The organism is Halostagnicola kamekurae (assembly GCF_900116205.1).
Classification (GTDB): domain Archaea; phylum Halobacteriota; class Halobacteria; order Halobacteriales; family Natrialbaceae; genus Halostagnicola; species Halostagnicola kamekurae.
This window is the reverse complement of record NZ_FOZS01000001.1, coordinates 865052-890072: the sequence shown is the minus strand read 5'-3', so window position 1 is coordinate 890072 and position 25021 is coordinate 865052. Positions and strand designations below refer to the sequence as shown.

At 61.6% G+C, this 25021-nt stretch carries 27 protein-coding genes and 1 tRNA gene; 18 read left to right on the top strand and 10 right to left on the bottom strand.

Annotated features, from left to right (window positions below; translation table 11 throughout):
- Positions 1-105 precede the first annotated feature (105 nt).
- The gene (larC, locus tag BM348_RS04445; RefSeq protein WP_092902383.1) at positions 106-1593 is read left to right on the top strand and encodes a nickel pincer cofactor biosynthesis protein LarC; all 1488 of its coding nucleotides are present in this window, start codon (positions 106-108) and stop codon (positions 1591-1593) included.
- A gap of 33 nt (positions 1594-1626) precedes the next feature.
- Here larC and BM348_RS04440 read toward each other — a convergent pair whose 3' ends face one another.
- Positions 1627-2169 (bottom strand): hypothetical protein, encoded by a 543-nt coding sequence (locus BM348_RS04440; protein WP_139231143.1) that lies wholly within the window; start codon positions 2167-2169, stop codon positions 1627-1629.
- Between the two features lie 172 nt (positions 2170-2341).
- Entirely contained in the window at positions 2342-2986 is a 645-nt protein-coding gene (locus BM348_RS04435; RefSeq protein ID WP_139231142.1) for a hypothetical protein, read from the bottom strand.
- A gap of 733 nt (positions 2987-3719) precedes the next feature.
- Between BM348_RS04435 and BM348_RS04430 the strand changes: the two genes are divergently transcribed.
- A complete protein-coding gene (locus tag BM348_RS04430; protein ID WP_175507102.1) occupies positions 3720-5267 on the top strand; it encodes a hypothetical protein in 1548 nt (515 codons plus the stop codon).
- A 121-nt stretch (positions 5268-5388) separates the two neighbouring features.
- Here BM348_RS04430 and BM348_RS04425 read toward each other — a convergent pair whose 3' ends face one another.
- Positions 5389-6150 (bottom strand): hypothetical protein, encoded by a 762-nt coding sequence (locus BM348_RS04425; RefSeq protein WP_092902377.1) that lies wholly within the window; start codon positions 6148-6150, stop codon positions 5389-5391.
- Positions 6151-6293: 143 nt separating this feature from the next.
- Here BM348_RS04425 and radB point away from each other — a divergent pair, with 143 nt between their 5' ends.
- Positions 6294-7013, top strand: a complete 720-nt coding sequence (gene radB / locus BM348_RS04420) for a DNA repair and recombination protein RadB (protein ID WP_092902375.1) — start codon at positions 6294-6296, stop codon at positions 7011-7013.
- 180 nt (positions 7014-7193) lie between these two features.
- On the opposite strand, the gene BM348_RS04415 is transcribed toward radB, so the two are convergent.
- On the bottom strand, positions 7194-8351 hold the full coding sequence (locus BM348_RS04415) for a CBS domain-containing protein (protein ID WP_092902373.1): 1158 nt from the start codon (positions 8349-8351) through the stop codon (positions 7194-7196).
- Between the two features lie 101 nt (positions 8352-8452).
- On the opposite strand from BM348_RS04415, the gene BM348_RS04410 reads away from it, so the two are divergent.
- The 4 genes from BM348_RS04410 (at position 8453) to BM348_RS04395 (ending at position 11442) form a co-directional block, all read left to right on the top strand.
- A complete protein-coding gene (locus tag BM348_RS04410; protein ID WP_092902371.1) occupies positions 8453-8779 on the top strand; it encodes a lycopene cyclase domain-containing protein in 327 nt (108 codons plus the stop codon).
- A gap of 118 nt (positions 8780-8897) precedes the next feature.
- A complete protein-coding gene (locus BM348_RS04405) occupies positions 8898-9662 on the top strand; it encodes a CAP domain-containing protein (protein WP_092902369.1) in 765 nt (254 codons plus the stop codon).
- 76 nt (positions 9663-9738) lie between these two features.
- A complete protein-coding gene (locus BM348_RS04400; RefSeq protein ID WP_092902367.1) occupies positions 9739-10521 on the top strand; it encodes a YihY/virulence factor BrkB family protein in 783 nt (260 codons plus the stop codon).
- Between the two features lie 105 nt (positions 10522-10626).
- On the top strand, positions 10627-11442 hold the full coding sequence (locus tag BM348_RS04395) for a hypothetical protein (RefSeq protein WP_139231141.1): 816 nt from the start codon (positions 10627-10629) through the stop codon (positions 11440-11442).
- A 102-nt stretch (positions 11443-11544) separates the two neighbouring features.
- Here the strand turns inward: BM348_RS04395 and BM348_RS21120 are convergent, their stop codons facing one another.
- Positions 11545-11712 (bottom strand): hypothetical protein, encoded by a 168-nt coding sequence (locus tag BM348_RS21120; protein ID WP_175507101.1) that lies wholly within the window; start codon positions 11710-11712, stop codon positions 11545-11547.
- Between the two features lie 345 nt (positions 11713-12057).
- Here BM348_RS21120 and BM348_RS04390 point away from each other — a divergent pair, with 345 nt between their 5' ends.
- Both BM348_RS04390 and BM348_RS20550 read left to right on the top strand, forming a co-directional pair.
- Positions 12058-12600, top strand: coding sequence for a tyrosine-type recombinase/integrase (locus BM348_RS04390; RefSeq protein ID WP_175507100.1), 543 nt, complete (start codon positions 12058-12060; stop codon positions 12598-12600).
- Between the two features lie 346 nt (positions 12601-12946).
- Positions 12947-13807 carry a hypothetical protein gene (locus BM348_RS20550; protein WP_139231140.1) on the top strand — a complete coding sequence of 287 codons (861 nt, stop codon included), beginning with the start codon at positions 12947-12949 and terminating at the stop codon, positions 13805-13807.
- A gap of 173 nt (positions 13808-13980) precedes the next feature.
- On the opposite strand, the gene BM348_RS04385 is transcribed toward BM348_RS20550, so the two are convergent.
- Positions 13981-14055, bottom strand: a tRNA-Val gene (locus tag BM348_RS04385).
- Positions 14056-14293: 238 nt separating this feature from the next.
- Between BM348_RS04385 and BM348_RS21115 the strand changes: the two genes are divergently transcribed.
- Positions 14294-14455 carry a DUF7838 family putative zinc beta-ribbon protein gene (locus tag BM348_RS21115; protein WP_175507099.1) on the top strand — a complete coding sequence of 54 codons (162 nt, stop codon included), beginning with the start codon at positions 14294-14296 and terminating at the stop codon, positions 14453-14455.
- A 61-nt stretch (positions 14456-14516) separates the two neighbouring features.
- On the opposite strand, the gene BM348_RS04380 is transcribed toward BM348_RS21115, so the two are convergent.
- Positions 14517-15425 (bottom strand): serine/threonine-protein kinase RIO2, encoded by a 909-nt coding sequence (locus tag BM348_RS04380; protein WP_092902361.1) that lies wholly within the window; start codon positions 15423-15425, stop codon positions 14517-14519.
- Between the two features lie 212 nt (positions 15426-15637).
- Here BM348_RS04380 and BM348_RS04375 point away from each other — a divergent pair, with 212 nt between their 5' ends.
- The 5 genes from BM348_RS04375 (at position 15638) to BM348_RS04355 (ending at position 20823) form a co-directional block, all read left to right on the top strand.
- Entirely contained in the window at positions 15638-16771 is a 1134-nt protein-coding gene (locus BM348_RS04375; RefSeq protein ID WP_092902359.1) for an ABC transporter substrate-binding protein, read from the top strand.
- Positions 16768-17712: an NAD(P)/FAD-dependent oxidoreductase gene (locus tag BM348_RS04370; RefSeq protein WP_092902357.1), complete on the top strand. Its 945-nt coding sequence runs from the start codon at positions 16768-16770 to the stop codon at positions 17710-17712. The genes BM348_RS04375 and BM348_RS04370 overlap by 4 nt, the downstream gene beginning before the upstream one ends.
- A gap of 264 nt (positions 17713-17976) precedes the next feature.
- Positions 17977-18903 carry a DUF7551 domain-containing protein gene (locus BM348_RS04365; protein WP_092902355.1) on the top strand — a complete coding sequence of 309 codons (927 nt, stop codon included), beginning with the start codon at positions 17977-17979 and terminating at the stop codon, positions 18901-18903.
- A gap of 101 nt (positions 18904-19004) precedes the next feature.
- Complete coding sequence (locus BM348_RS04360) at positions 19005-19829, top strand: lipoate--protein ligase family protein (protein ID WP_092902353.1); 825 nt, start codon at positions 19005-19007, stop codon at positions 19827-19829.
- 124 nt (positions 19830-19953) lie between these two features.
- A complete protein-coding gene (locus BM348_RS04355) occupies positions 19954-20823 on the top strand; it encodes a deoxyribonuclease IV (protein ID WP_092902351.1) in 870 nt (289 codons plus the stop codon).
- Between the two features lie 132 nt (positions 20824-20955).
- Here BM348_RS04355 and BM348_RS04350 read toward each other — a convergent pair whose 3' ends face one another.
- Positions 20956-21204: an amphi-Trp domain-containing protein gene (locus tag BM348_RS04350; protein ID WP_050049675.1), complete on the bottom strand. Its 249-nt coding sequence runs from the start codon at positions 21202-21204 to the stop codon at positions 20956-20958.
- A 136-nt stretch (positions 21205-21340) separates the two neighbouring features.
- Here BM348_RS04350 and BM348_RS04345 point away from each other — a divergent pair, with 136 nt between their 5' ends.
- Entirely contained in the window at positions 21341-22219 is an 879-nt protein-coding gene (locus BM348_RS04345) for a class I SAM-dependent methyltransferase (RefSeq protein WP_092902349.1), read from the top strand.
- Positions 22220-22235: 16 nt separating this feature from the next.
- Here the strand turns inward: BM348_RS04345 and BM348_RS04340 are convergent, their stop codons facing one another.
- Positions 22236-22889, bottom strand: a complete 654-nt coding sequence (locus tag BM348_RS04340) for a DUF7095 family protein (protein WP_092902347.1) — start codon at positions 22887-22889, stop codon at positions 22236-22238.
- Positions 22890-23114: 225 nt separating this feature from the next.
- Here BM348_RS04340 and BM348_RS04335 point away from each other — a divergent pair, with 225 nt between their 5' ends.
- A complete protein-coding gene (locus BM348_RS04335) occupies positions 23115-23378 on the top strand; it encodes a hypothetical protein (protein ID WP_092902345.1) in 264 nt (87 codons plus the stop codon).
- A gap of 108 nt (positions 23379-23486) precedes the next feature.
- Entirely contained in the window at positions 23487-24206 is a 720-nt protein-coding gene (locus tag BM348_RS04330; protein WP_092902343.1) for an alpha/beta fold hydrolase, read from the top strand.
- 53 nt (positions 24207-24259) lie between these two features.
- Here BM348_RS04330 and BM348_RS04325 read toward each other — a convergent pair whose 3' ends face one another.
- A complete protein-coding gene (locus BM348_RS04325; RefSeq protein ID WP_092903607.1) occupies positions 24260-24961 on the bottom strand; it encodes a hypothetical protein in 702 nt (233 codons plus the stop codon).
- Positions 24962-25021: the final 60 nt, after the last annotated feature.

The following is a 25021-nucleotide window of genomic DNA, read 5'->3' as shown; positions in this document are numbered from 1 at the left end:
TGTACCGGCGTCGTCCGATTTCGCCGTCATGATGGCGACTCGATCCGGCGAGCCAGTCGGCCGAAAGAACGAGGACTTTTGGTTCCGCCTCCCGGCCTCGTAGACATGACACTCCTGACGTTCGACGGTCGAATGGGGGCGAGCGGCGACATGCTGCTCGGAGCCCTTCTCGACGCCGGCGGGGATCCCGCGGTCCTCGAGCCAGTCGAAGACGCGCTCTCGCTCGAGTACCGGATCGACGAGACGACGAAGTGTGGAATCTCCGCGACGACGGTGGACGTGGTCCTGTCCGGGGAGCGAGCCGAAACCGGAGCCGACGGCAGCCTCGAGGAAATCGGCGATGACGACCACGACGGCGGCGGTCACGACGGAAGCGACGGCAGCCGCGACCATCACGCTCACGGCCATGACCACGGAGAGGACTGCAGTCACGGGGGTCACGGCCACAACCACGACGAACACGATCACGGCGGCCACAGTCACCAAAGCGACGGTCATACCCACCACGACGGTGACCACGATCATGCCCACGTCAGTCACGACGGCGACGCTCGAGACGGCGACGACGCCGTCCACGCCGAGGGCCACGGTCCGCACCGAAGCTACCTCGAGGTCTGTGAAATCGTCGAGGAGATGGCCCTCGAACCGGCGGTCGAACGCGACGCGCTCGCCATCTTCGAACTGCTGGGCGAAGCGGAGGCGAGCGTCCACGGCGAGCCACTCGAGGAGATCCACTTCCACGAGGTCGGCGCGGACGACGCCATCGCGGACGTCGTGGGAGCGACCCTGTTGCTCGACGATACCGACGTCGATCGCGTCGTAACCACGCCGCTTTCGACCGGCGGCGGCGCGATCTCGATGAGCCACGGGCAGTACCCGGTCCCGACCCCGGCGGTCGTCGAGATCGCCGAGCGCGCGGACTGGTCGCTTCGCGGGGGGCCCGTCGAAACCGAACTGCTCACCCCCACGGGGGCGGCGATTCTGGGCCACGTCGCCGACGGCGTCGATTCCCTCCCCTCGCTCTCGCTCGAGGAGTCCGGCTACGGCGCTGGCGGCTACGATCTAGACCCGCATCCGAACGTTCTCCGCGCGCTGGTCGGCGAGTCCGACGACGCGGGCCCGCTCGTGCGCGACGACATTACGGTTCTCGAGACGAACCTCGACGACGCGACGCCGGAGATACTGGGCGGACTGCAGGAAACGCTCGCCGAGGCGGGCGCTCGAGACGTCTCGATCGTCCCGACGACGATGAAGAAGTCCCGGCCCGGCCACCTCGTGAAGGTCATCTGCAAACCCGAAAACCGCGAGCGCGTCGCTCGAGCGCTGGCCGAGGAAACCGGAACGCTCGGCATCCGCGAAACGGGAGCGACCCACAGGTGGATCGCCAACCGGGAGTTCGAAACCGTCGCACTCGAGCACGACGGAGACCGCTATGATGTCGGCGTGAAAATCGCGAGTGACGCGGACGGGACCGTCTACGACGTGAGCGGGGAGTACGACGACGCGGCGGCGATCGCGCTCGATACCCAGTGGTCGATCCGGGAGGTGCTTCGACGCGCGGAAGCGAAGGGGCGGGAACTGCTCGAGGACTGAGGGCGGTGCTGATTACCTGGTACTGACGTTATACTACTCGGTACTTACGTTTACCTCGCCGTCTTCGCCGTCTTCACCGTCTTCGGCGACAACGTCCCCTCGATCGATGTCGACGCTTTCCCCGCCGGTCACGACCGTGCTGCTCTGGTTCGTGGACGTGCGCTGGCTCGTCGACCCGTTCGACTCGGTGTGCTGCGACGAGGTGCTCGTCGCGACGCTGTGAGAGACGGCCCGTTCGTCTTCCGTGTCCCAGACGATCGTCCGCACCGTCGAGGTGACCGTGGTTCCGTCGTCGCTCGATTCGTTCGTTTCGATAGTTATGTTGAACATGGTGTCGTCTTCCAGTCCTTCACATTCGATCTCGGCGTCGTCGGGCAGTTCGTCGACGGAGACGTTGGCATCGATGGATTCGTTCGACGCATTGAGGGCCTCGTGACACTCGTCGGTCAGGTTCGTTTCGTTCTCGGAATCGTCGACATCCGCCGGGCCGCCGATACCGGCGACGGCAACGACTCCTGCGCCGATCACGAGTAGTAAACCCACCGCCACTACAATTCCCGTTGTCGATCGTCCCATCGGTTACTCACCGTATTGTCGCCCGAAATCGCACAGTGAATGTTGTTTCATGATTTTTACGTAGTATCTGAAGTTCGTGTATAAAATATCGAATTTGGGTTATGCCCGATCACACCTTCCGTGATCGGAAAGCGGGTAGAAACCCGCTTGCTAGCAGTTCTCCCCTGCTATTTTAGAACAGTCCAAGTTCGACGAGGAGATCGAGGAGACTGCTACCGGTGCCAGTGTCACCGTTACCGGTGTCACCGTTACCGGTGTCACCGTTACCGGTGTCAGGCTCTTCTCCAACGTTGTCATTTGGACCGGGACTGAATTCGAAATCAGTTTCCTCGCTCTGGTCGACGTCAGCGTCGCCACCGTCGCCACCGTCTCCGGCTTCAGCGTCACCGTCGACGTCGACGTCGGCGGAGGAGTCAGCGTATCCGGCCTGTGCTTGCTCGTTCTCTTGCTCGACTTCCTGACCCTGGACCACATCAGCACCGTTACCGCCGTTGTCATCGTGGTACTTGTTGTGGTTCGGGTTCTCACCAGGACTCGAGCTGCTCGCCGCCTGGGTGTTGGAGTTCGACGCGTCTTGTTCTTGATCAACGATCGCTGGTCCGGTGCTCACGTCGACTTCGTGCCCTTCGTGCGTGGCGTCGCCGCCGTCGCCACCATCGCCGCCGACGCCGACGCCGATATCACCGAATCCACCGTCATCGCCGGGTCCGGGTGCTCCGACGCCATCGTTCTGTGCCGCTGCAGTCCCGGCGAACCCCATGAATGCGAGGCTGCCGAGGAGTGCGAATACCATCAGCGCTGTGAATGTGCGTTTCATGTTTGCTTAGTGCATCGTCCGGGCATACACGCGCGGACCGCCGAAACCGGGTCGTCACCAGCGCACCGCGTTTCTGGGTTCTCCCAGCACTTCGAGTGCGCGGTTCCTCGCGGGTTGTCGACCGATCCGAGCGATGCCACGGCGCGTTGCCCGGTTGGTCCCGACCACCAGCGCCCGTATTAACCCGAATTACAGTTTCAATGGTCTATTTTCGATTGTGTCGCCGTTCGATCACCGTTACACGTCACTCTCGAGTTGTCAGTCACTGTATCACCAATTTATCGCCGGAACGGGAAACCTACCGACGATTTAATCGGTGTCTCGAGATCGTATGCAGCGGCTATACCGGCAGCGCGAGCGGGTAATTTCGCATACACACGAATCGAATCTGCTGTGTGTCCGGTTCGCTTGAGTGTCTATCGACACGGAGAGTCCCCGTTTCGTGGATATACAGGCCTACATGCTCGAGTTACTGAACGTCTCGGCCGCGAGCTAGTGTGTCAGTAGCTCTCATAGCACATGGAATCCCGCCGGTCCGAACGGTTTCCGCGAGTAGCGACAGGCTTCGAGTTCGTCTCGGAATTCGAACGGCTCGTTCGAGGCGGTAACGACCTTGTTCTGCCCGACAACCTACAGATAACAAAGACACTATTCGGAAAATGATGGTTCGCACCGCGAAGATGCAGTAAAAAAGACCCTCACAGGGCATTTGAAACGATACCAAAAATACACGATGATATCACGATCACAACTCACGACAGTTCTCGTCGTCGCGATGCTCGCGCTCTCGATGACGGGCGCGGCCCTTCCCGCGACCGCGCAGGACGATTCCGGCGGGGATGGTACCGGCGAGGACGAGCGAACGCTCCACACGCTCCAGGACGGAGAGGACCTCTACTTCGTCTTCGGTGCGGACCTCGGCGACCAATCAGTCGAAGAGTACGTAGACGAACACCTCGAGAGCAGGGAAAGCGACGCGTCCGGCACCTCGAGTCCGGCCGCCGATATCGTCCAGTACCAGGACGTGAACCAGACCAATGTCGACGTACAGGAGGGGGCGGCCTCCATCTCGATCGACGGCGGTGACGCGACGGCCATCCAGGACTCCAGACAGACGAACGAGAACACGCAGGAGGGAGAGGCGATCTCCGAGAACCAGCACCTGCAGGACCAACACGTCGAGTTCCAGGACGTCGGTGACGTCTACTTCCTCTTCGGCGAGGAGAACAACCAGCGCTTCGACGGCTGGGCGGTCGCCGGTGAGAAAGGCGGCGACCACGACGAGAAACCCGACAAAGAGGTAGAGTACTCGGAAGCGACCGTCACGCAGCTACAGCAGGTCGATCAGGCGAACGTCAACGAACAGAGCGTCGCCTTCGCGATTGCCGAGAACGGCAGCGACGCGCTCGCGATTCAGGACAGTTCCCAGCACAACGTCAACTCCCAGAGCGCCGTCGCGAACGCCGAAAACGTAAACCCGAGTAGGGCGAGCGGTGGTACGCAGGTCGCTACCGCCGAGCTGGATCAAGCCCAGGATAGCATGCAGACCAACATCAACCACCAGGGCTTCGCCGTCGCGATCGCCATCGGCAACGAGTCGACGGCGACGTCGATCCAGACGACCGAGCAGTCGAACATCAACGAGCAAATCGGTAGCGCCTACTCGGCGTCCGTCCTCGAGGCGACCGAAGGGATGAACGTCGCGTCGGCGAGCACCAACGGCGGCTCCGACGTCGTCGAGAGCACCAGTGACAAACAGAAGACCCCCCACGACAAGAAAAAGAAAGGAAGCGGATCCACCGACGCGAGCGTCAGCCAGTACCAGGACGTGAGCCAGCTCAACCTCAACCAGCAGAGCGCGGCCGTCGCGATCGCGCTCAACGGAAGCGAGGCGACCGCGATTCAGATCTCCCATCAAGAGAACCACAACGCCCAGATCGGCATCTCACAGGCGCTTCCGTCGAACGCGGCCGGATCGTCACCGGGCGTGCTCTACAGCGAAGAGACGACAGTCTCCCTGAAGGGTGAAAACTCCACCGAGAACCCGATCATGACGATCGACTCGGACGTCGGCGGCCAGCAGAAACAGGACGTCGCCTACCAGCCCGATGCAAACGTTGACCAGTACCAGTCGCTCTTCCAAGAGAACCTGAACGAACAGCACGCCGCGTACGCAGTCGCCGAGGACGACGGTGAAGCGACGGCCTCGCAAGTGAGCATGCAGTCTCAGGAGAACGTGCAGTTCGGCTCCGCGATCGCTCCGTCTGCGATCCCCGCCTAACGATCTGCACTCACAGCAAAACGTCATCTCGAGGCGGTCTCGAGATCGAACCGTTCCCGATTTTTCGCGCGCACGTATCGTCCAAAAGAGCGCCAGCGGTAGTGTTCGGGGACGTACGTTCTTATTCTTCGTCGGCGTCGCTGGTCGCCGATTCGTCGGTGTCGCGATGCTCGGCTAGTGCCTCGTCGATGCGCAACTCGCCCGCGGCGACGCGCTCGGCCAGCGAATCGTCGATCGCGCGGTTCGTCTCGCTGCGCTCGCGCGAGCGATCTTTGATTGCCTGTAACTCGCCTGCGGTGGGCTCGATCTCCCGACGTTCGACGGGTTCGCCCTCGAGTCTCGCGATATTCGCGGCCGCGAGGAGGTCACCGGCCCCTCGAGCGCCCGTTCCGAGGTACGGCGTCGTCCCCGTTTCGTCGACGAGTTCGACGCGAACGCCCTCGAGTTGGTTGACGAGCTTTGCGCTCTGGAGCCGGGAGCCGTCTCCGATCCGAACTAGCGGGTCGACGGCTTCGGCCGCTTCGCGGGTGATGACGTCGACGGCGTCGGCGATCGGAACTTGGAACGTGGCGATAATCATCTCCCCCGCGAGGACGGCGATACCCGGCTTTCGGCCAGGATCGACGCCGATGATCGTTCGGCCCCCCTCGCCCCGGAGTGCAGCGAGGGCCTGTTCGACGGCGCGTCGTGACTCGTTCGGTGCCGCGACGATCGTGGGAACACCCTCGAACGCGTCTGCGTTGTCTTCGTCCGTGATGACGACGTCGGTCTGCTCCGGAAGCTCGTCGTCGGGTTCGACCGTCGTAAACGTCGCTCCGCGATCGCGAAGCTCGTTGACGACGCCGTGATAGACTTCGAAGTCGGTCGTTGCGACGACGATCACACCGTTGCGTTCGGCCCGACGCGGAATAAACTATCCCGTTCTCGAGAAGGCGCCTCCGGACCCTCCCGTGGCCTTCGAGTCTGGACCGGTCGTCTCGAGGACGGTTCCGGGAGGTTTTTGCTGGCAGCGGCCCACGTTCGACCGTGAACGACGAGGCGATTCTGACCGGCTGTCCCCCGGTCGACGACCTGCTCGGCGGCGGGTTCGAGCGCGGTACCGTGACCCAACTGTACGGCCCGCCGGCCGCGGGCAAGACCAACCTGGCCCTCTCGAGCGCCGTCGAGACGGGCGCGAGCGGTGGGACAGCGGTCTACATCGACACGGAAGGCGTCTCCGTCGATCGGTTTCAGCAACTGCTGTCCGCTCGAGTCGACTCCGGGGCATCGGACCAGCGGGTCGAGGACGTCGCCTCCCGAATCGTCATCGAGGACGCGCTCGACTTCGAGGAACAGGAAGAGGCCGTCAGGGACGCCGAAGAGTTCGCCGAGCGCGCGGACCTGATCGTCCTCGACAGCGCGACCGGCTTCTACCGCCTCGAGCGGACCGGCGACAGCGACGGCGGGGAAGCGCTCCGAAGCGTGACCCGTCAGGTGACTCACCTCCTCTCGCTCGCGCGCAAGTACGACCTCGCGGTCGTCCTGACCAATCAGGTGTTCGCCGATCCGGACTCGGATCGAACGCGGGCCTTGGGCGGGAACACCTTAGAGCACTGGACCGGCGTCGTCGTCCGCGTCGAGCGATTCCGCGGCGGCAAGCGGCGAGCGACCTTGGAAAAACACCGCTCGAAGGCCGCCGGCGAATCGGTCCAGTTCCAGATCACCGATGCCGGACTCGAGGGGAGCAGTGACGGGTCGGGCTTTTAATCGAAGGCAGGAACACGGGCGGGGTTTTGTTCGAGGAGAGCACGACGAGTCGGGGTGGCGATCGAGCGGAAGCACGATAGGCCGAAATTCCGATCGGGCAGCGTCGAACCGGCGCTGATACGCCACCGTCGCTTTGCATCGATGCACCAAGAAAAAGACCGATCGACTCGCACCGCCGGCTCAGATTTCGTTGAGTTTTCGCAACAACTGGCCGCGGTACTCCTCGTCGCTCGCGATGCCTTTCATCTCGAGGACGTTGCGCTCGAGTTTGTCGAGCGCGACGCGGAAGCCGTTCTCGGCCCCGTAGCCCTCGCCGGTGCCCGCGACCTGTCCCTTGTTCGTCCGGAGGCGGATCTGCACCTGCACTAGCGGCGTGCCCCGGAGCTTTTCGTTGTGCTGGTGGAGGCGGACGTGGGCGTGCATCACCTGCATCTCTTGGTACTTGTCCGCGACCGCCTGGATGCTCTCCGTGATTGACTCTCGAGTGATGGTGTCGAGCAAGGACACGTTCGTGATCTGGACGTCCATGTGCTCTTCTTCCGTGTAGGTAAGGGCGCGCAGGACGTCGGTCTTCGTCACGATGCCGTCGACGACGCGGTCGTCGTCGTCGGGCGTGACCATCAGCCCAGCGTAGTCGTCGTCGAGCATCTCCTCGACCGCTTCCCTCGCCGTCGTGTCGAGGGTCGTCGTCTCGACGGGACTGTTCATGATGTCGTAGACCGGCACGTCGAGCATTCGATCGTTGTCCCCGACGCGGTCGCCGGTCGTCGTCCGCTCGTTCTCGCGGATGACGAAGTCCGCGATGTCGTGGGTGGTGACGACGCCGGTCAGGTAGCCGTTCTCGTTTACGACTGGCAGCCGGGAGATGCCGTTTTCCCGGAGGTAGTTGATCGCCTTACCGATCCCGTCGTTCTCGTCGACCGTGATCGGATCGTCGGAGTAGATGTCGCCGACGGTGAGCGTATCGAGGTTCTCGAGGACGGCCTCGAGGATCGCGTCGCCGCTGATGACCCCCCAGAGGTCGTCGTTTTCGAACACCGGGGCGACTTTCGAGTTGCTCTCGATGAGCTGTCGTGCGGTCTCGCGAACGTCCTCGTAGCGGTCGAGTTTTGGGGCCGGCGAGTTTCGACTCGGCTTCAAAAGCGCGGAGACTTTCGCGTCGTCCTCGACGTGGGATTGAAGGACCTCCCGCTCGCTGATGACGCCTTCGTACTCCCCGTCGTCGGTGACGATGATTCCTTTGGGGTTGCCGTTCTCGAAGGTCGAACGGACTTTCCCCATGCGCGTTCCGACGTCTACTTCGATGAAGTCTTTGGTGGCGATATCAGCGATATCCATCGTTACGGATGGAAGTACTCGCGCCGGGGTATTTAAGATACCGCCCGTCACGAACGGTTCCGGGGGACGCGCTTTTTTTGCACTGGAGATGTAGGAGGCCCATGGTACCCGATATCGGAATCTTCGGTCGGTACACCTACCTCGTGACGGAACTGTTCTGGGGAGCGCTCGCACTCTTCCTTCTCCGTCGAGCGGGTGCGCTCCGAAAGGCCGCCGTGACGATTCTCGCCCTGTACCCGGTGGCCTACGTCTGGGACCGGTACACGCTCGCGGTCGGCGTCTTCGACATCGAACTCCGCACCGGAATCGATATCGCCGGCATCCCGCTCGAGGAGCACCTCTTCATGGCCGTCGTTCCCGGGCTGGTGATCGGCTTTCACGAGACCATCTTCGGCGGCAGTGACGGGTCGGCATCGCGAGGTGACTGAGCACGACGCAGTGTCGGCCGATCAGGCGCTGTAATGTGGCAAATTCGATGTGTGCCAGCCATCATGTTCTGCGAGTAACCATGAACGTCTTGGTACTCGGGCGTCTCGATAGAAACGAATGGGCCCTGGCCCACCGACCGATTCCCCCGATGCAGAATCCATCGACGAACCGGAATCGTCCTCTAGCGGCGGGTCTCGGTTGGCGTCCGCGGTTCGATTCCTCCTCGCGCTCGCGGTACTGTCCGGGCTCGCCATCGGTGCGATAGCGGCTGGTCCGTCGCTCATCGACGATTTCGGCGAGTTCGACGACCTTCCCGCACCGAGCGGGGATCCGCCGCCGGCCGGCGAGCGCGATCCGGACGTCACCGATCCCGACGATCCGAACGCCACGAGCTACGAAACCGAAGTCGAGACGGTGACGTCCGAATCCGTCGAAGACTTCGTCCACGCGAAGGTCAACGATCGGCGCGCCGAACACGGCCTCGAGCCCCTCGAGTGGGACGGTACGATCGCCTCCGTCGCTCGAGCCCACAGCGAGGACATGCACGACCGAGACTACTTCTCCCACACGAACCCCGACGGCGAAGATCCCTACGACCGGTACAACGACGTCGCTGATTACTGCCGAAGCTACGGGGAGAACCTGGCGATGAACTGGCTCGAGCGTCCCGTCGAAGTACCCGACGAGCAAACGACCGAGGAGTACCAGACCGCAGAAGGGATCGCCGAGGCGCTGGTCGTTCAGTGGATGAACTCGCCGGACCACCGCGACGCGATCCTCGAGAACGGCCAGAGCCACTCGTGGGATCGCGCCGGCGTCGGCGTCTATCTCTCCGAGGAGGGAGAAGTATACGCGACGCAGAATTTCTGTACGGAGTGGTGACGACCGTGGAGACGACCCGCCCCGAGCCGATTTCGAACACGACTCGCTCCGAGCCGAACGACGGAACACACTCGCTATGAATCCGAAAGAAACGATCCTCGAGATCTACGCCACGGCCAGCGACCGCGACCTGACGTATCTCGCCGCGGGGTTCGCCTACTACGCGTTCGTGTCGGTGATCCCGCTGATACTGCTGGCGATCGTCGTCGGCTCGCTGCTCGGCGGCGAGGACGTCGCTGAACAGCTGATCAGGGTCGCCGGCGATTTCCTCCCCGAAGCCGGTGAAACCCTCGTCACTGACGCGTTGACGACCGAGTCGGGCCGCGCGGAAGCGACCATCGTCGCGCTCTTGGTCGCCGCCTGGGGTGGCCTGAAGGTGTTTCGGGGACTCAGTCTCGCGTTCGACCGGATCTACGGCACCGACGCCGAGAACTCGCTTCTCGAGCAGATCACGGACGGACTGGTCGTCATCCTGGCGGGAGCCGGCGGGCTCGGTCTGATGGTCGTGACGGCCGCGATCATCGGCGTGCTCTCGGAGACGGTTCCGCTCGCCGGCCTCCTGAGCTGGCCGCTTCTCGTGGTCGGACTCTTCGCCGTCTTCTACCCGATGTACTACGTCCTGCCGCCGATCTCACTCGAGCCTCGAGAGGCGATTCCGGGGGCCGTCTTCGCCGCGATCGGCTGGACGGTCCTCCAAGCGGGCTTCCAGATCTACGCGGCCAACGCCGGTCAGTACGAGGCCTACGGCGCCGTCGGTGCGATCTTGCTGTTCGTCACCTGGCTGTACTTCGCCGGAATCCTCATTCTGTTCGGCGCCGTCGTCAACGTCGTTGGCTCCCGTCCTGAACTCGCCGAGTGAGCGCTCGCGAACGCGATCGTTTTTCGAACCGGTCGGCCGGTATTTCGGACCGATCGCCCAGCGTCGTGGAGAAAGATTATGCTGTCGGCGACGGGAAACCAAACCATGACCGACGATTCGGATTCTGGGGACCGATCGACGCCCGGCGGCGGCCCGACTCGAGTCGTTTCCGAGACGAGCGTCGACGACATCCTCGAGTCGATCGACTCGTCTTCGGAAGCGGATCCATCCGACGACGAAACGGAGCGAGCGGCGGAGACTCGACGGGAGACGAATCGAGAGAAGGCCGACCGGGAGGAGACGGACAGCGAGAAGACTAATCGAGAAGCGACGAGTCGAGAAACGCCGAACCGAGCGCAGACGACCGAATCGGACGAAAACGGCGACTCGAGCGACCGCTCCCGCGAGTCAGACGACGACGCGTTCGACGCCGAGTCGATCGGCGACTCGAGTCCGACCACGACGACCATCGAAACCGGTCAGCCGGCCGATCCCAACGCCGTCACCGGAGACGCGGACTCGGTCGGAGCGGCCGACGACCCCGCACCGGCGGAGACGGCCGAAAGTGAGGGGAGCGCCACTCGAGAGGACGACGATGCGGACCTCGCCGCGCGTATCGAACGCGGCGCGGTCACCGGTGCGGACGTCAGAGCCGCCGAATCGGGCGACGACCGCGAGGAGACGACCGACATCGGCGAGATCGACCTCTCGATGGACGACCTCGAGTCCTCGAGCGGGAGCGCCGGTTCGTCGGGGCAAAAGCGCGGTCGATCCTCGACCGACGGCCCGCTGTCGGGTTCTGTCGGGTCCGGCGACGCGGATTCCGACGATGACGACTCTACCGAAGCGGATGAGAGCGAAGATTCGGAGTCCGACTCGGGCGGCGTGTTCGGACGGTTGAAAGGGCTGTTCTCGAGGTAACGGGGATCCCTCTCCCAGTCCGAGTGCCCGATTCAACGTTTTCGAGATGAGAACGGATCGGGACGGCGCTGGGTTGGACCGGTCGACTCTCGAAACCGTTGCTTACGCCGCGGCGTGGAGGTCGTACAGAGACGCAACTCCAATGAGCGCACAAAGAAGGCCCACCGACCCAGCGAGCGGGTCATTGACGCCGATGGATGAGCCCGCCACGAGTACGCCGACGACGATCGATGCGACCCCGCCGAATTTTCGTATCCGGATCGCGTCCATATATCGCAGTCACTGTGGGATCGTATTAATCATGCCGCTTACATCACGTGGAACGATACACTATTTTACTCCCGCCGACGGTGGATCCTCGAGACAGAAAGTAGTGGGTTGACAGAAAGTATGGATTGAGGGAGATTTGAACCACGTCAAGACATGCTCGCTTCGCTGCGCGTGACTTGCCTCGTTCAAATCTGCCCAACGTAACGATCCTGTCGCTCGCGAATTTGCTCGCGACAGAAGTAGTGGGTTGGGGCAGATTTGAACTGCCTACGCACTCCGCTTCGCTCCGTTTGTGTCGCCGTGTGCGGAGAACGAATAACAGATGACGATCACAGTCCGAATGAGTTGATAGAACTATACATCAAAGACCGGACCGGCGAGAAGGCCAAATCAACGATCTACAAAGACAGGGATCACCTCAACCAGTTTTGTGACTGGTGTGAGGAGCAAGGGATAGAATCAGTGCAGGACATTGATGGGTCACACTTCCTTGAGTACAAATTCCACCTTCGACAGAAAATAGCAGGTTCAACTATTCGCAACCATTTCAGCACCCTTAGAACGTTTTTCAAGTTCTGCAAGAGGATAGACGCGACCGACGGGAACCAAGAGCTTCACACTAAGCTGGAAACTCCCGACTTCGCCAAGGGCGATCTCTCTCACGACGATATGATGGACTTTGATGAGGTGAAGAAATTGCTACAGTACTTCGATAAGTTCGAATATGCTACTGCCAAACACGCTATGTTCGTCGTGTTTTGGCACAGTGGATGTCGTCGAGGGGCACTTAGAGGGCTTGATCTTGAAGATTACAAGCCAGTTCAACAGCGGGAAAACGGCGATATGGACTTGTCCGTTTCAAACACCGACCAGAATCTTAGCTACTGACTATAGTCTCTATATCTCAATGCCGTTTTGAATTACCGGCTCTGGTGAATCCCTAGACGCTGGCGACTTTCAACTCCATATCAGGTGGCTCGATGCGCTACTCTTGGACAATTTCGGCTTCGGTTTCCGCCGAATCTCCGCTGGCGAAACGATTGGACTCATTCGCAGTGCCACTATGTAGGTCCAACCCAACGCCCTATGGCGATTCACCAGAGCCGAATTACCGGAACCCGGATCGGGGCGTCGGCCTTCCTGCTTAACAAAGATGCCTTGGTCAGTTCGTAAGGAATTGAGGGACTCCTTTGGTGGATAACACTAAAGAAGGTTTACCCCAAACTAATGATAAATGGGTGGAATTTTGGGCCAGGTCCAAGAGAATTATTCTGATTATGTTGATCAGTATCCTGAACGAAGAATGTTTTCTACTTCTGGACCAACTGGACTCCCTCTCAATGACTCAATTCTAACAGGAAGTGGTCATGTCTATGATGCTAACGTTGGGGAGTTGGAGAGAGAGTACTTGTTTTCCGAGAATCCTTCTCTTCCAGCTATAGAAGAATTGCCGTTTGATGTGTTGCAGAAACTGCCGGTACAATTAACCAACATACTCCGGGTTCAGATAACTTCAGACCACAGGCGATATTGGAACCTAACCTACGAGATTCTTGATTCAGTTCAAAATAGATTGCCAATGATAACTCGCGACATGTGGTTTGAATCAAGAATGTTATTTAACCTCGCCCTTAGCACAAAACACTCTGTTGATCGGTCACATAGTTCAGAGGTGTTAAATAACACTGCTTATGTCGCCTCATACGTAGCTTATCCTGTCTTGGAAGGCTATGTCAAATCAAGATCTGGCGATGTAATTGAAAGAGATGGTACTGTTAAAAAAGAGGGTGAAATTTGGAGTCATAAGAATGGTGAATATTATAAATCTGATACAACATGTAGCAGTCTCACGGACTTATTGGTATATTTTGAAGAATCCATCGTAGACGACCATCATGAGTCAAACCTCAACAGATTCCGGGAAGAGGTGGCTAAATTTGTTGATGGGGATAAAGAACACGCATACGGCCTTCTATATCGTTGGAGGAATACACAGCTACATGGTCAAGGCGAAGCGGATGTTCAATATGGGATAGTACTTAATCTACTGTGTTATTTCCTGTGGATAGATGTGATCGATCAGATGGACCGTTGAAGATTTCCAGGATTTTATAGTCGATAGAACTAACATTCTTGACTTCTATTGTATAACCGCACAACGGCGACGGCCCCCGACAAGGGACTTGACGGAATCCAGTTCATCAATACTGGTGTTACCTATAAACGTCCCTACGCTGTCTATGGGTTCACGAGGAGTAAGGCGACGAGTGGGTTGGGGCAGATTTGAACTGCCGACTTCCTCCGTGTGAAGGAGGTATCATAACCGGACTAGATCACCAACCCGCAGCCGTGTGTATCCGTGCGTTCGACTTAAGGCTTCCTTTCAGTCATCGCCAGCGAAACGCTCGAGAATCCGCCGTCGACCGCACTTCACCGCGATTTCAGTCTCGAGGGGAGATGACAGGACGATCGAGACGACCTCGGATTCCATATATCGTTATAGAATATACTACTAGTACGAAGCCGGAAACACGTGTTCAGAATCAGTACGTTAAACTCGGTCCGGTCGCTACGAATACCCATGTCTCAGGAACTCGAACACGAGTGTCCCGAATGCGGGGTCAAAACGTTCTACCGGGCCGCCAGTACGACGTTGCACCTCGGAAAGAAAGTCAAGTGGCACTGCCCGGACTGCGAGTACGGCTTCGTCCAGATCAACGACATCGACTCGAGCGCGGCCTAACCGAGCGACACCGTTTTCTAGCGTTGCCGGTGGGTAGTATCGACTCGAAAATCGGAGCGTATTATTCGAATTCGGCGATCGACTCGAACGAACCGTCCGCGATCGCGTCGGCCACTCGATCGCTCTCGAGGTCCGACGAAACGTGGTTCGGGTACTTTCGTCGGAAGTACCCCACCAGATTCTGGAGGTCCCGCCGGAGGAACGTCGAGGCGTTTTCGTGATCGGTCGGGACGGCCTGGGGCCAATCGAAGATTTTCACGCCGGACTCGCTGACGAAGACGTTGTACTCGCTCATATCGGCGTGGACGTACCCGTGTTCGTACGCGCGGGCGAGTTCCGTCACCAGGAGATCGAGAACGCCCCGCACCTGCTGGTCCTCGAGTTTCGTCTGGGAGAGCTCGACGCCGTCCATCTTCTCCATCACGATGGCGTGGCGGTTCTGGTCGATCGGCCGCGGGACCGACACGTCCGGATAGAGCGACTCGAGGATCTCGTGCTCTCGCTCGGCGGCTTTCCGCGCGGTGTACATCCAGGAGACGTGGTCGTTGTCGGCGGTGTAATCGCGCTCTTTGTGTACCTCGCGGAAGTTCGTGTAGCCTTCGCGGTGGTACTTCAGCGCGAGCGGTTTGTAGGATTTGACCTCGTAGACGTCGCTTTCCTTGCCGACGCCGAGCGGCGATCCGAATTCGGAGATCGTCTCGCTTTCGACGAGCGCGCGCAGGGCCAGCGTATCGTAGCCCTCGAACTGGAGCGTGTACCCCTCGTACTGGATCGTCTTCTTTTCGACCAGCCCGCGTTTGAGACAGCGCTCGAGGCGGTAGTCGACCTCTTCGGGCGTCAGTCCGGAGAAATTCGTCAATTTCTCTCGCTGGACCCACTCGGAGAAGCGCATCCCCTGTTCGACTCCGGAGAGGAGATAGAAGTCCTCCGTCTCGAGTTCCGGCAAGAGACCTGCGACGTTCCGCACCATAGGCGGTGTATCCGCCGGGTACGTAAAAACGTCGTGACGTGGCGCGACGGCGGAATACGTCGGGACAGTAAATCACATAGTGCGATATCAAATCGAAAATCTGCTCGAAACGGTCGTCGAAGCGAGTCCGACCGAACAGCGTCGCTTGCGAAATATCTCGGTCGCGAGTTCGGGATCGAAACCTCTTTAGTATTTTAGGCGGGCCTAAACATATGGAGCGATTCACCGAAGCGGATGGGGCACTGAGCCGGCGCGAATGTGTTGCGTATGGCGGCGCAGCCGCGAGCGCCGGACTGTTAGCCGGCTGTATCGACGATTCCAGTTCGGGAGACGAGCCAGCGGACGGGGAGTCCTACACCGTAACGATGGAACCGGTCGGAGATGTGTCGTTCGACTCGGTTCCCGAGACGTGGGCCGCGAACAACGGGAGCTGGGCGGACATGGGCATCGCGCTCGGGCAGGATCTACCGACGAGCGCCTGGCTCGTCAATCGATACCACACCCAGTACTACGACGAAATCCCGGGCGTCGACGTGGACACGAGCGACATGATCACACTCTCGAACGACGGATCCATCGACCCGGAGGTCTTCTACGAGATGAACGCCGACGTCCACGTCATGGATCCGAACTTTTTGAAGAATCGCTTCGATGGAGTCGAACAGAGCGATATCGACGAAATCGAACGGCGACTCGGTCCGTTTTTCGGAAATTCGATCTTCTCGCGCGGCTACGACTGGCACGACTACGAGTACCTCTCGCTGTACGAGGCGTTCGGGAAACTCGCCGAAGTCTTTCAGGAGACGGCGCGCTACGACGCTTTCGAACGGCTCCACGAGGAGTTCCAGTCGAAGTTAGCCGAGATCGTTCCGCCCGAAGGCGAGCGACCGAACGTGGCGATCTTCTGGGCCTACGGCGAGGAACCGGAGTCGTTCTCACCGTATCTCATCGACGAGGGAACGAGTTTCAAGCAGTGGAACGACCTGCAAGTCACCGACGCGCTGGCCGAAACCGGCGTGAAGGACTTCCACAGCGATCGCGGCGAGATCGACTACGAAACCCTCCACGAGATCGATCCCGAGATTATCCTGCTTCGCGGCCTGGAAGATAAAACCGCAGCGGAGTTCGAAGAGACGGTCCTTGCCTATATGCGAGATCACACCGTCGCCAAAGAGCTCACCGCCGTCGAAAACGGTGATGTCTACCGCGGCGGCCCGCTGTATCAGGGCCCGATAACGAACCTCGTGCTCACCGAGCGCGCGGCACAGCAGGTCTACGACGTCGACGAGGAGTTGTTCGACCGCGAACGGGTGAGCGACATCGTCAACGGCGACAGAGCCGAATGACCTCCGAGCCAGATTCGCCAGCGTCCTTCGACTACGACGTCGTCATCGTCGGCGGTGGCCCGGCCGGCTGTTCCGCGGGCGTTTTCGTCGCCAGGTATGGACTCGAGACGGCCATATTCGACCGCGGCCGCTCCTCGATTCGGCGGTGCGCACACCTCGAGAACTACCTCGGGTTCCCCGCCGGGATAGACGTCGAAACACTGTACGGGCTGATGCACGATCACGCCGAGACAGCCGGATGCGAACGCGTCCCCGATCTCGTGGAGACGGTCACGCGTACCGGCGGGGAAGGTTCCAGCGAGCGATCGGGGTTCGTCGTCGAGACCGAGCAGGGTAAGCGAATCACTACCCGCCGCCTCATCGCGGCAACGCGCTACGGCGGCGAGTATCTGCGCGGACTCGACGAAGAGGACGCGATGTTCGAATCGTACGAACACGACGGCGAGGAACGCGAGCAGTTCGACAGGGAGTACGCCGAAACCGACGGGACGACACCGATCGAGGGGCTCTACGTCGCGTCGCCGTCCGCCGAGAGCGATACGCAGGCCATCGTCGCCGCCGGTCGCGGGGCGCGGGTCGGGATCGGCGTCGTCGAAGACGCTCGTCGGGCGCAGGGGTATCCCGATTCAGTCGCGAACTACTACGACTGGGTGCGACGGGAAGCGGAACTCGAGGGCGAGTGGCGGGACCGAAATCGGTGGGAGCGGTTTTTCGACGAGCGCATTCCCGAGGATCACGATTTCGAGGAGGTGACCCGCCTCGAGATTCGCGAACGGGAAATCAACCGCCGACTCGAGCAGTACATCGACCGTTCGGACCGAGAGCGCCGACGTATCCGCGGGCAGGAACGACTGCTCGAACACGTCGACGACGAGCGAATCCTCGAGGCGGCGCGGGAAATCACCGCGAACCGAGAATCCGAGATTTCGACCGACGAGTAGGAGCGGTTCCACGGCGACTTTCGCAATCGAGCGGAACCGAACGGGATCGATTCGACGACTGGTGGTCAGGACCGCTGGTTCTCCGTCGAGTGTCACGCACGCATCGTCAGACCGCATCGGGACACAGCGTTATCAGACCGATGGGGACAGCATCGTCAGACCAAAGTTCGGAATCGTCGCCGCGCCCGCCGGTCGATCCGTCGAACAATCAAAGCAGTTATAATGTTTTAGGCTAGCCTAAAGTATGAAGCGACGGCGAGACCAATGATCGGAACGACACTCGGAGACATCCGCCAGCACCTCGAGGCGCTCGCCGAGGAGACGGGCCAGTACTACCTGGTCTGCGGACGAACCGGCGAACGTCCCTCACCCGCGATCGGACTTCGCTTCGAGAACAGACCGACGGCCAGAGCGGCCGCGCGGGCGACCGAACAGTATCGTGCAGCACTGCGGCGGTACGATCCGCAACTGCCGCGTTACGACGTAATCGTCTGTGAAGAAGACGGCCACTCCTCACCGAACGAGTCCGAGACAGTCAGTACAAATCACGCTCGAGGCGCGACTGCGAGTCGCGAGACACCGCTTTCCCCGCCGGACGATCGGTCGGCGTCCGAGGAGTCGCTCGTCGATTTCTGTCACGCCATCGCGGGGGCGGTGTTCGAAACCGTCGCCGAATCGTCCCACCAGTCGGTCGAACGGGCGATCATGGACACCTATCTCGAGATCGCAGAGACGATCGAAACGCCGGACGAACTCTGCCTTCGACTCCTCGAGAGCATGGCGATCGAACTCGAGCGGCGACTCGATCCGGAGGCCCAGGCCGCGATTCTCGCGGCAGCGGCCGAGCGACTGTCCTCACCGCCCGCGGACGACGACCCCCTCGAGTTCGCGCTGTCTCGGCTGCAGTCGGTCGCGCTCTTCGATAGTTACACGCTCGAGCGAAACGCCCTCGAAAAGCAGGTTCAGACGCGCTCGTGGACGGTGACGCTGTCGGCGTACCCGCTCGGGCGCGCGGAGACGGGCGTCGTCACGCTCCCGCTGGCGATCGAACTGTTTCGCCACGCTCCCGAGTCGCCGATCTCGATTTCCCGGGCCGAACCGATCGACGGGTCGTCCTCGACGTGGGAACTCGTCGTGCGGAGGTCGACCGACGAACGCCCGTCCGGGCTGGTCAGCGTTCCGTCGAGCTAGCGATCTGCGACGGCCACGGATTCCGCCCGCGTGTCGTCCTGAATTCCTCGCGAGCGATCGCCTCCACAATCTCTAACACGATTCCACTCCTCTCGAGAGGTATGACCGCGACGGATCTCGAAAACCGGGACTGGCGACTGATTACGGACGACGCTCGCGAGGGCGCGATGCAGATGGCTCTCGAAGAAGTCGCCGCCCGAACCGCCCTCGAGGACGACCTGCGGACGGTTCGAGTCTACTCCTGGGAGCCCGGAACACTCTCGCTGGGGTACCGACAGGACGCCGAGACGGTCGACTGGGACTGGTGTGTAGAAAACGGCGTCGGCGTCACGCGCCGACAGACCGGCGGCGGGGGCATCTACCACGACGCGACCGCCGACATCTCCTATACGATCGTCGCGCCCGCCGCGGAGGTGCCCGGCGACCTCATGGAGTGTTACGCCCTGTTTTGCGAGCCGATTCTCGAGGCGTTCGCCGAGATGGGCGTCGACGCCGCCTTCGCCGAGTCCGAACGGGAGTCGATCTACCGGCCGTCCTGTTACCTTCGAGACATCAACCCGGCCCACGACATCGTCGTCGACGGGGCGAAGATCAGCGGCAACGCCCAGTACCGACAGCGCGACGTCGTCATCCAGCACGGCTCGATAAGCTACGGACTCGAGCCCGCGCGCCACGTCGGCGTCTTCGATACCGACCTCGAGGAGGCGACGTTTACGGATCGCGTAACGAGCATCCGCGAACAGACGGGTCTCGAGCGCGGTGAGGCGGTCGACGCGCTCGCCGACACGCTCGGCGCGTGGTGTGACGCCGAGGCGGGGTCGTGGCGAGACGACGAACTCGCGGCCGCCGAGGAACTCGCCGAGCGGAAGTTCGGCAGCGACGCGTGGGTTCGCGACCGGGAGGTACTCGAGGCGAGCGAACACTGATCGATCCGCAGCGCGTCGGTTGGAGGCAGGCTGGTTGGCGTCAGGCTGTCGGCGATAGGCTGGTTAGCGTCAGGGACGAGATCGCTTCGGTATACCTATCACGAACCAGTACTGACGAGGGCCTATGAAGGTCGGCGCACACGTTTCGATTTCCGGATCGCGCGTTTCCTCCGACGACGAGACACCGCCCTACGACGACATCCGAAACGCGGTACACCGCCAGCTCGCTTTCGGCGGGAACTGCGGACAGGTGTTTACGACCTCGCCACAGGTCTGGGCGCAGCCAGAGATCAGCGAGGAAGCCGCCGAGGGGTTCAAAGAAGAGACCGACGACAAACTCGAGGGACCATGGGTGATCCACTCCGCGTATCTGGTCAATCTCTGTACGCCCAAAGAGGACCTGCGCCGAAAGTCAAAAGAGAGCATGCAGGCCGAACTCGACGCGGCCGAACGCCTCGGCATTCCCTACGTAAACGTCCACCTGGGTGCCCACACCGGCGCGGGCGTCGAAGGAGGCCTCGACAACGCCGCGGGCGTCATCGACGACCTCGAGGTTCCCGACGACGTGACGATCCTCATCGAGTCCGACGCGGGCAGCGGGACGAAACTCGGCGGCGAGTTCGCCCACCTCGCGGGGATCATCGACCGCACCGAGACCGACATCGGCATCTGCATCGACACCGCTCACACGCTGGTCGCGGGCAACGACCTCACAACGCCCGCGGCCGTCGACGAGACGATCGGCCGCTTCGACGACGAGGTCGGACTCGAGTACCTCGAGTACATTCACTTGAACGACTCGAAACACGACGTGGGGACCCACAAGGACGAACACGCGCTCATCGGCGAGGGGTACATCGGCGAGGACGGCATGCGCGCCATCGTGAACCACCCGGATCTCCGGGACCTGCCGTTCGCGCTCGAGACCCCGACCGAAGACGGCCGCGGCTTCGCGTGGAACATCGAGAAAGTCAGAGAACTCCGCGAGGACTAACCGCGATTCGCGGCGGCGCGGGACTGACGACGAACCCGTACGAACCGACGGTAAACTCGCGCGGAACGACCGCAGACTCGAGACCGCCACAGCGAACTGACGTCCGCCGCGGCGAACGTGTCGCGCCCGATGTCAGCTTTTATCCGGCACCGACCAGGAGACCTCGACGGTGATCGATTCGTGAGCACCCCCGAGCATCGGTGACCGCTCGTTGGCTTCGATCGAGTACTCGACCTCCGAGGCGGGCGACAACTCGACCATCTTGTTCCCGATGCGGACCTCCGCGGTGTCGCCCTCGCGGAGCTCTCGAGCCAGTTCCTGAATTAGGTCCGACGCTTCTTCTCGCGCGAGGTCGTCCGTATAGGTTGTCGTATCTCCCATACGGACTCATCACCGATCGATCGGAAATAGGTTGGCCGCGAATCCGCAGGCTCGGCCGGTCGATCGGCGACGAGAGGAGCGAGCCGTCGCGGGAGAAACCGACCCGCTTTTACTCGAGACGCCGCAGTGTTGACCCGTGCGCGAGTTTACGGCGGAATACCTTCGTCGAACCCGCGAGGGCATGTGGGCGGATTCTCGAGCGGCGCTCGAGCCGCTTTCGCTCGAGTCACGGAGCCGGATTCTCGACGTGGGCTGTGGAACCGGCGAGTTGAGCGCCGTCCTCGCCGCCGATTCGCCGGGCGAGGTCGTCGGCTGTGACGTTGACGCGACGCTCCTCGAGAGCGCGCGAACTCGAGACGGCGTCTCGACGGTCGCCGGAAACGCGCTCGAGCTCCCGTTCGCAGACGACGCGTTCGATCTGGTCGTCTGTCAGGCCCTGTTGATCAACCTCCCGGACCCGGCGGCGGCGCTCGCGGAGTTCGCCCGCGTCTCGAGCGATCTGGTCGCGGCGATCGAACCCGACAACGGTGCCGTCGACGTCGACTCGAGCGTCGACCGCGAGGAACGACTCGAGCGGCGGGCGCGTCGGGCTTACCTCGAGGGCGTTCGGACCGACGTGACGCTGGGCGGGGGAGCGCGCGAGGCCTTCGAATCTGCCGGCCTCGACGTCCACGAGACGCGCCGGTACGATCACGTCCGACGCGTCGAACCGCCCTATAGCGAGGGAGCGGTGCTCGACGCCCGGCGGAAAGCGACCGGATCCGGGCTAGCGGACGACCGCGAGACGATGCTCGCGGGCGCGCTGACCGAGTCGGAGTACGACGACCTGCGCGGTTCCTGGCGGGAGATGGGCCGAGACGTGATCGACCAGATGGCGTCTCGAGAGTACCGCCGCGAGGAATCGGTTCCGTTTTTCGTCACGACGGGTTCGGTACCGGACACGAGGGGTGCAGTACCGGAGTCGGAGGGTTCAGTTCCGAATCCGACGAGTCCGGTTTCAGAGTGCGAGCGGTGAGCCCGCGGGAAGTCGCTCAGACCACGTCGCCGCGGATCGTCACGCCCTCCTGGGTCGACCGCCACTCGTGGACGGCCTGGGCAGCCTCGTCCGCCTCCGGCTCGTCCATTCCGAGCATCTCGAGGGCCGCAGACAGCGTCGGCAGCGCGAGGTCGCCCTCACGGAGTTTCCGAAACGCCTCTTCGCTCGTGGTGCCGTCGACCCAGAGACAGACCCCGCGCGGATCGAGCAACTGGGTGTAGTCCTCCCGGAGTTTCGCGCCGCGCAGTCGTTGTGTGACGTTGTCCTCGAAGGACGTATTACAGACCTCGAGGTGGACCGGTTCGTCGTCGGGAAGCAACTGGGCGGCCAGACACTTCTCGGGTGCGGCGTGGCCGTTTCGGTTCGCTCGAAGGTGTTCGGGATAGCGCTCGGCCCACTCGGCACGGACCGACTTACCGACGCCCTCGACGTCGTACTCGGCGTCCGCCGCTGGGCCACCCGCTTGATCGTCGCGGACGAGCACGTCTTTCGTCAGGTAGACGTCCAGCCGTTCGACCGGGTCGAGTCCCAGCGCGATATCCCCGAACGCCCACACTTCGCGGACGGGAACCGGCGTGAGGTCATTCTCGACGGTCTCGACGATCGCCTCGAGCCGGTCGACGGCCTCGTCACGAGAGAATCCGCTCATTACGCGTCGTAGCGTCTCGAGCCCCAAATCCGTTTCTCACGGCAGGTAGACGAAAGCCGTGACACGAGGACCAGCCGCGATACGGGGACTAACCACAATATGGGGACACGACGCGATGCGTGGACTAGCCACGCTACGGAGACGACACTGGCCACCGCGTCTTCCGACTGTTCGCTCGAGTGACGAGTCACAACGCTTTATATCAATCGACGTGATATTTAACCGATGGACGAGTCAGCCCCTCCAGACGACGGTGAACTCGAGTTCAGTCTCGAGGACCATCGCCAGTACGAAATCCTCCGGACTGCCATCGAAGACGCGTTGAAACACGTCCTCGTGACGATCATAATGCTCTCGTTAGCGTCCGGATTGTTCGTGATCGGTGCGCAATTCGCTCTCGAGGGCGGGGTGTTGCTTTGGATCGGACTCGCAATCGTGCTCGTCGCCTGTTTCATCGGCGCGATGGCACTCGATGTCCTTCCGGTGTGACTCAGCCCAGAGAAACGGCACAACGGCCTGAAACGACCGGAAGAGGTTCTTTTCGAAGACTCGTGTCAAGAGCGCAGATTTTTGGTCCCCGCCGATGAACGGGCGGGTATGAGACACCGCATCTTCAACGAGGGCAGCGACGACGATCTGGTCTTTATCATGGGCTGGGGAAATCGCTGGACCCACGAAAACGTGAGCTGGCTCATCGGCCGGCTCGCAGATGCCGGGTTTCGGATCCACGCGTTCGAACTCCCGACGAACATCGACGACTTCAAAGCCGACTGGCTCGAGCCGATCGTCGAGTACGTCGTCGACCTCGACGGCTACCAGCTGCTCGCCCACAGCGCCGGCGCGCTCGTCGGCCAGGCCCTCGACGGGGCGGAAAACCACGTCTACCTGAGCCCCTGGTGGGCCTACAGCGAGGACCACCCGGAGTTCGTCCTCGAGCTCGTCGAACGGATCCCGACGGACTTTCCGTTCGTCCCCTTCGGCGGGATGGGCACGGAAGACCTGGGTAGTCTCGCAACGGATCATCAGATCGCGACGACCCCCGAGTGGGTCTCCCCGGCGTTCGTCCGGGAGACGCGCCACGCTCAGCAGGAACTGCTCACGATCGACCACGACGCCGTCGTCTTCTGCTCGCTTCGAGACCCCGTCATCAGCCTCCGACCGATCGGCGAGCGCGTTCCCGCCGAACACGTCGTGCTCTACAGCGGCGGTCACGAGCTGTTTTCCTCCCGCGTTCGCGAACGCTACGTCGATACTCTCATCACGGCGCTGCAAGACGGCGCCAAATCGATCGAAGATCGGCCGACGGTTCCAGTCTGACGCTCGATCGAACGCTGGCTCCGCCCTTTTCCTGCATTCGATGTCCCTTACGCTCAGAGCGCGTCGGTCAGCGCCCGAATCTGCGTCGGTCCGTTCTCGAGCAGTGCGCGCGGAAAACCGCGTCGCGCGTTCGCCAGCGCACTCCGAAGCGCCGCTGCCGGCTCGTCGAAGAGTCCGGTTCCGTGACCGACGAGGATCCGTTCCGGGTTCAAATCCGTAAACGCCTCGAACGGCGGCAGCAGCCGACACAGGAGGTAGACGCCGAGTCGCTCCGAATTGGTCGTATACAACGGTGCCGTTCCGAGCATGTCGGGGACGTACAGCGTGTCGTCTGACTCCCGGTACGGAGCCGCTTCGCACCAGCCCGGCATCGAATCGACCCGCCTGGCGGTGAATCCCGAGCCAGCCAGTACATCGTCGTAATACTCGAGCGGTGCCTGAATCTGGTCGGAAACCCGACCCAACCACGAGGGAACGTAAACGGGAACGTCGTACCGACGCGCAAACGCGGCCGCGTCGCGAGCGTGGTATCGCGAACAGACGGCGACCCCGGAGACGTCGCCGAGCCCGTCGATCTCCTCGTCGATCCCGGGCGCATCGAGCGGATCGAACAGCCAGACGCCGCCGTCGTCGCCGACTACTGCGTGACTCGCGCGCAGTCCGGCCTCCTCGGGATGAGCCATCCACCCGAATCCCCTCTCGAAGGTATCGATAAGCCGGTAGCCACTCGAGGGCGATCGATCGTAGATACGCATCGTCCCGACGTCGAACTGTCGGGTAATAGACGTTTCGATCGGTTCGCTCGAGAGCACGGT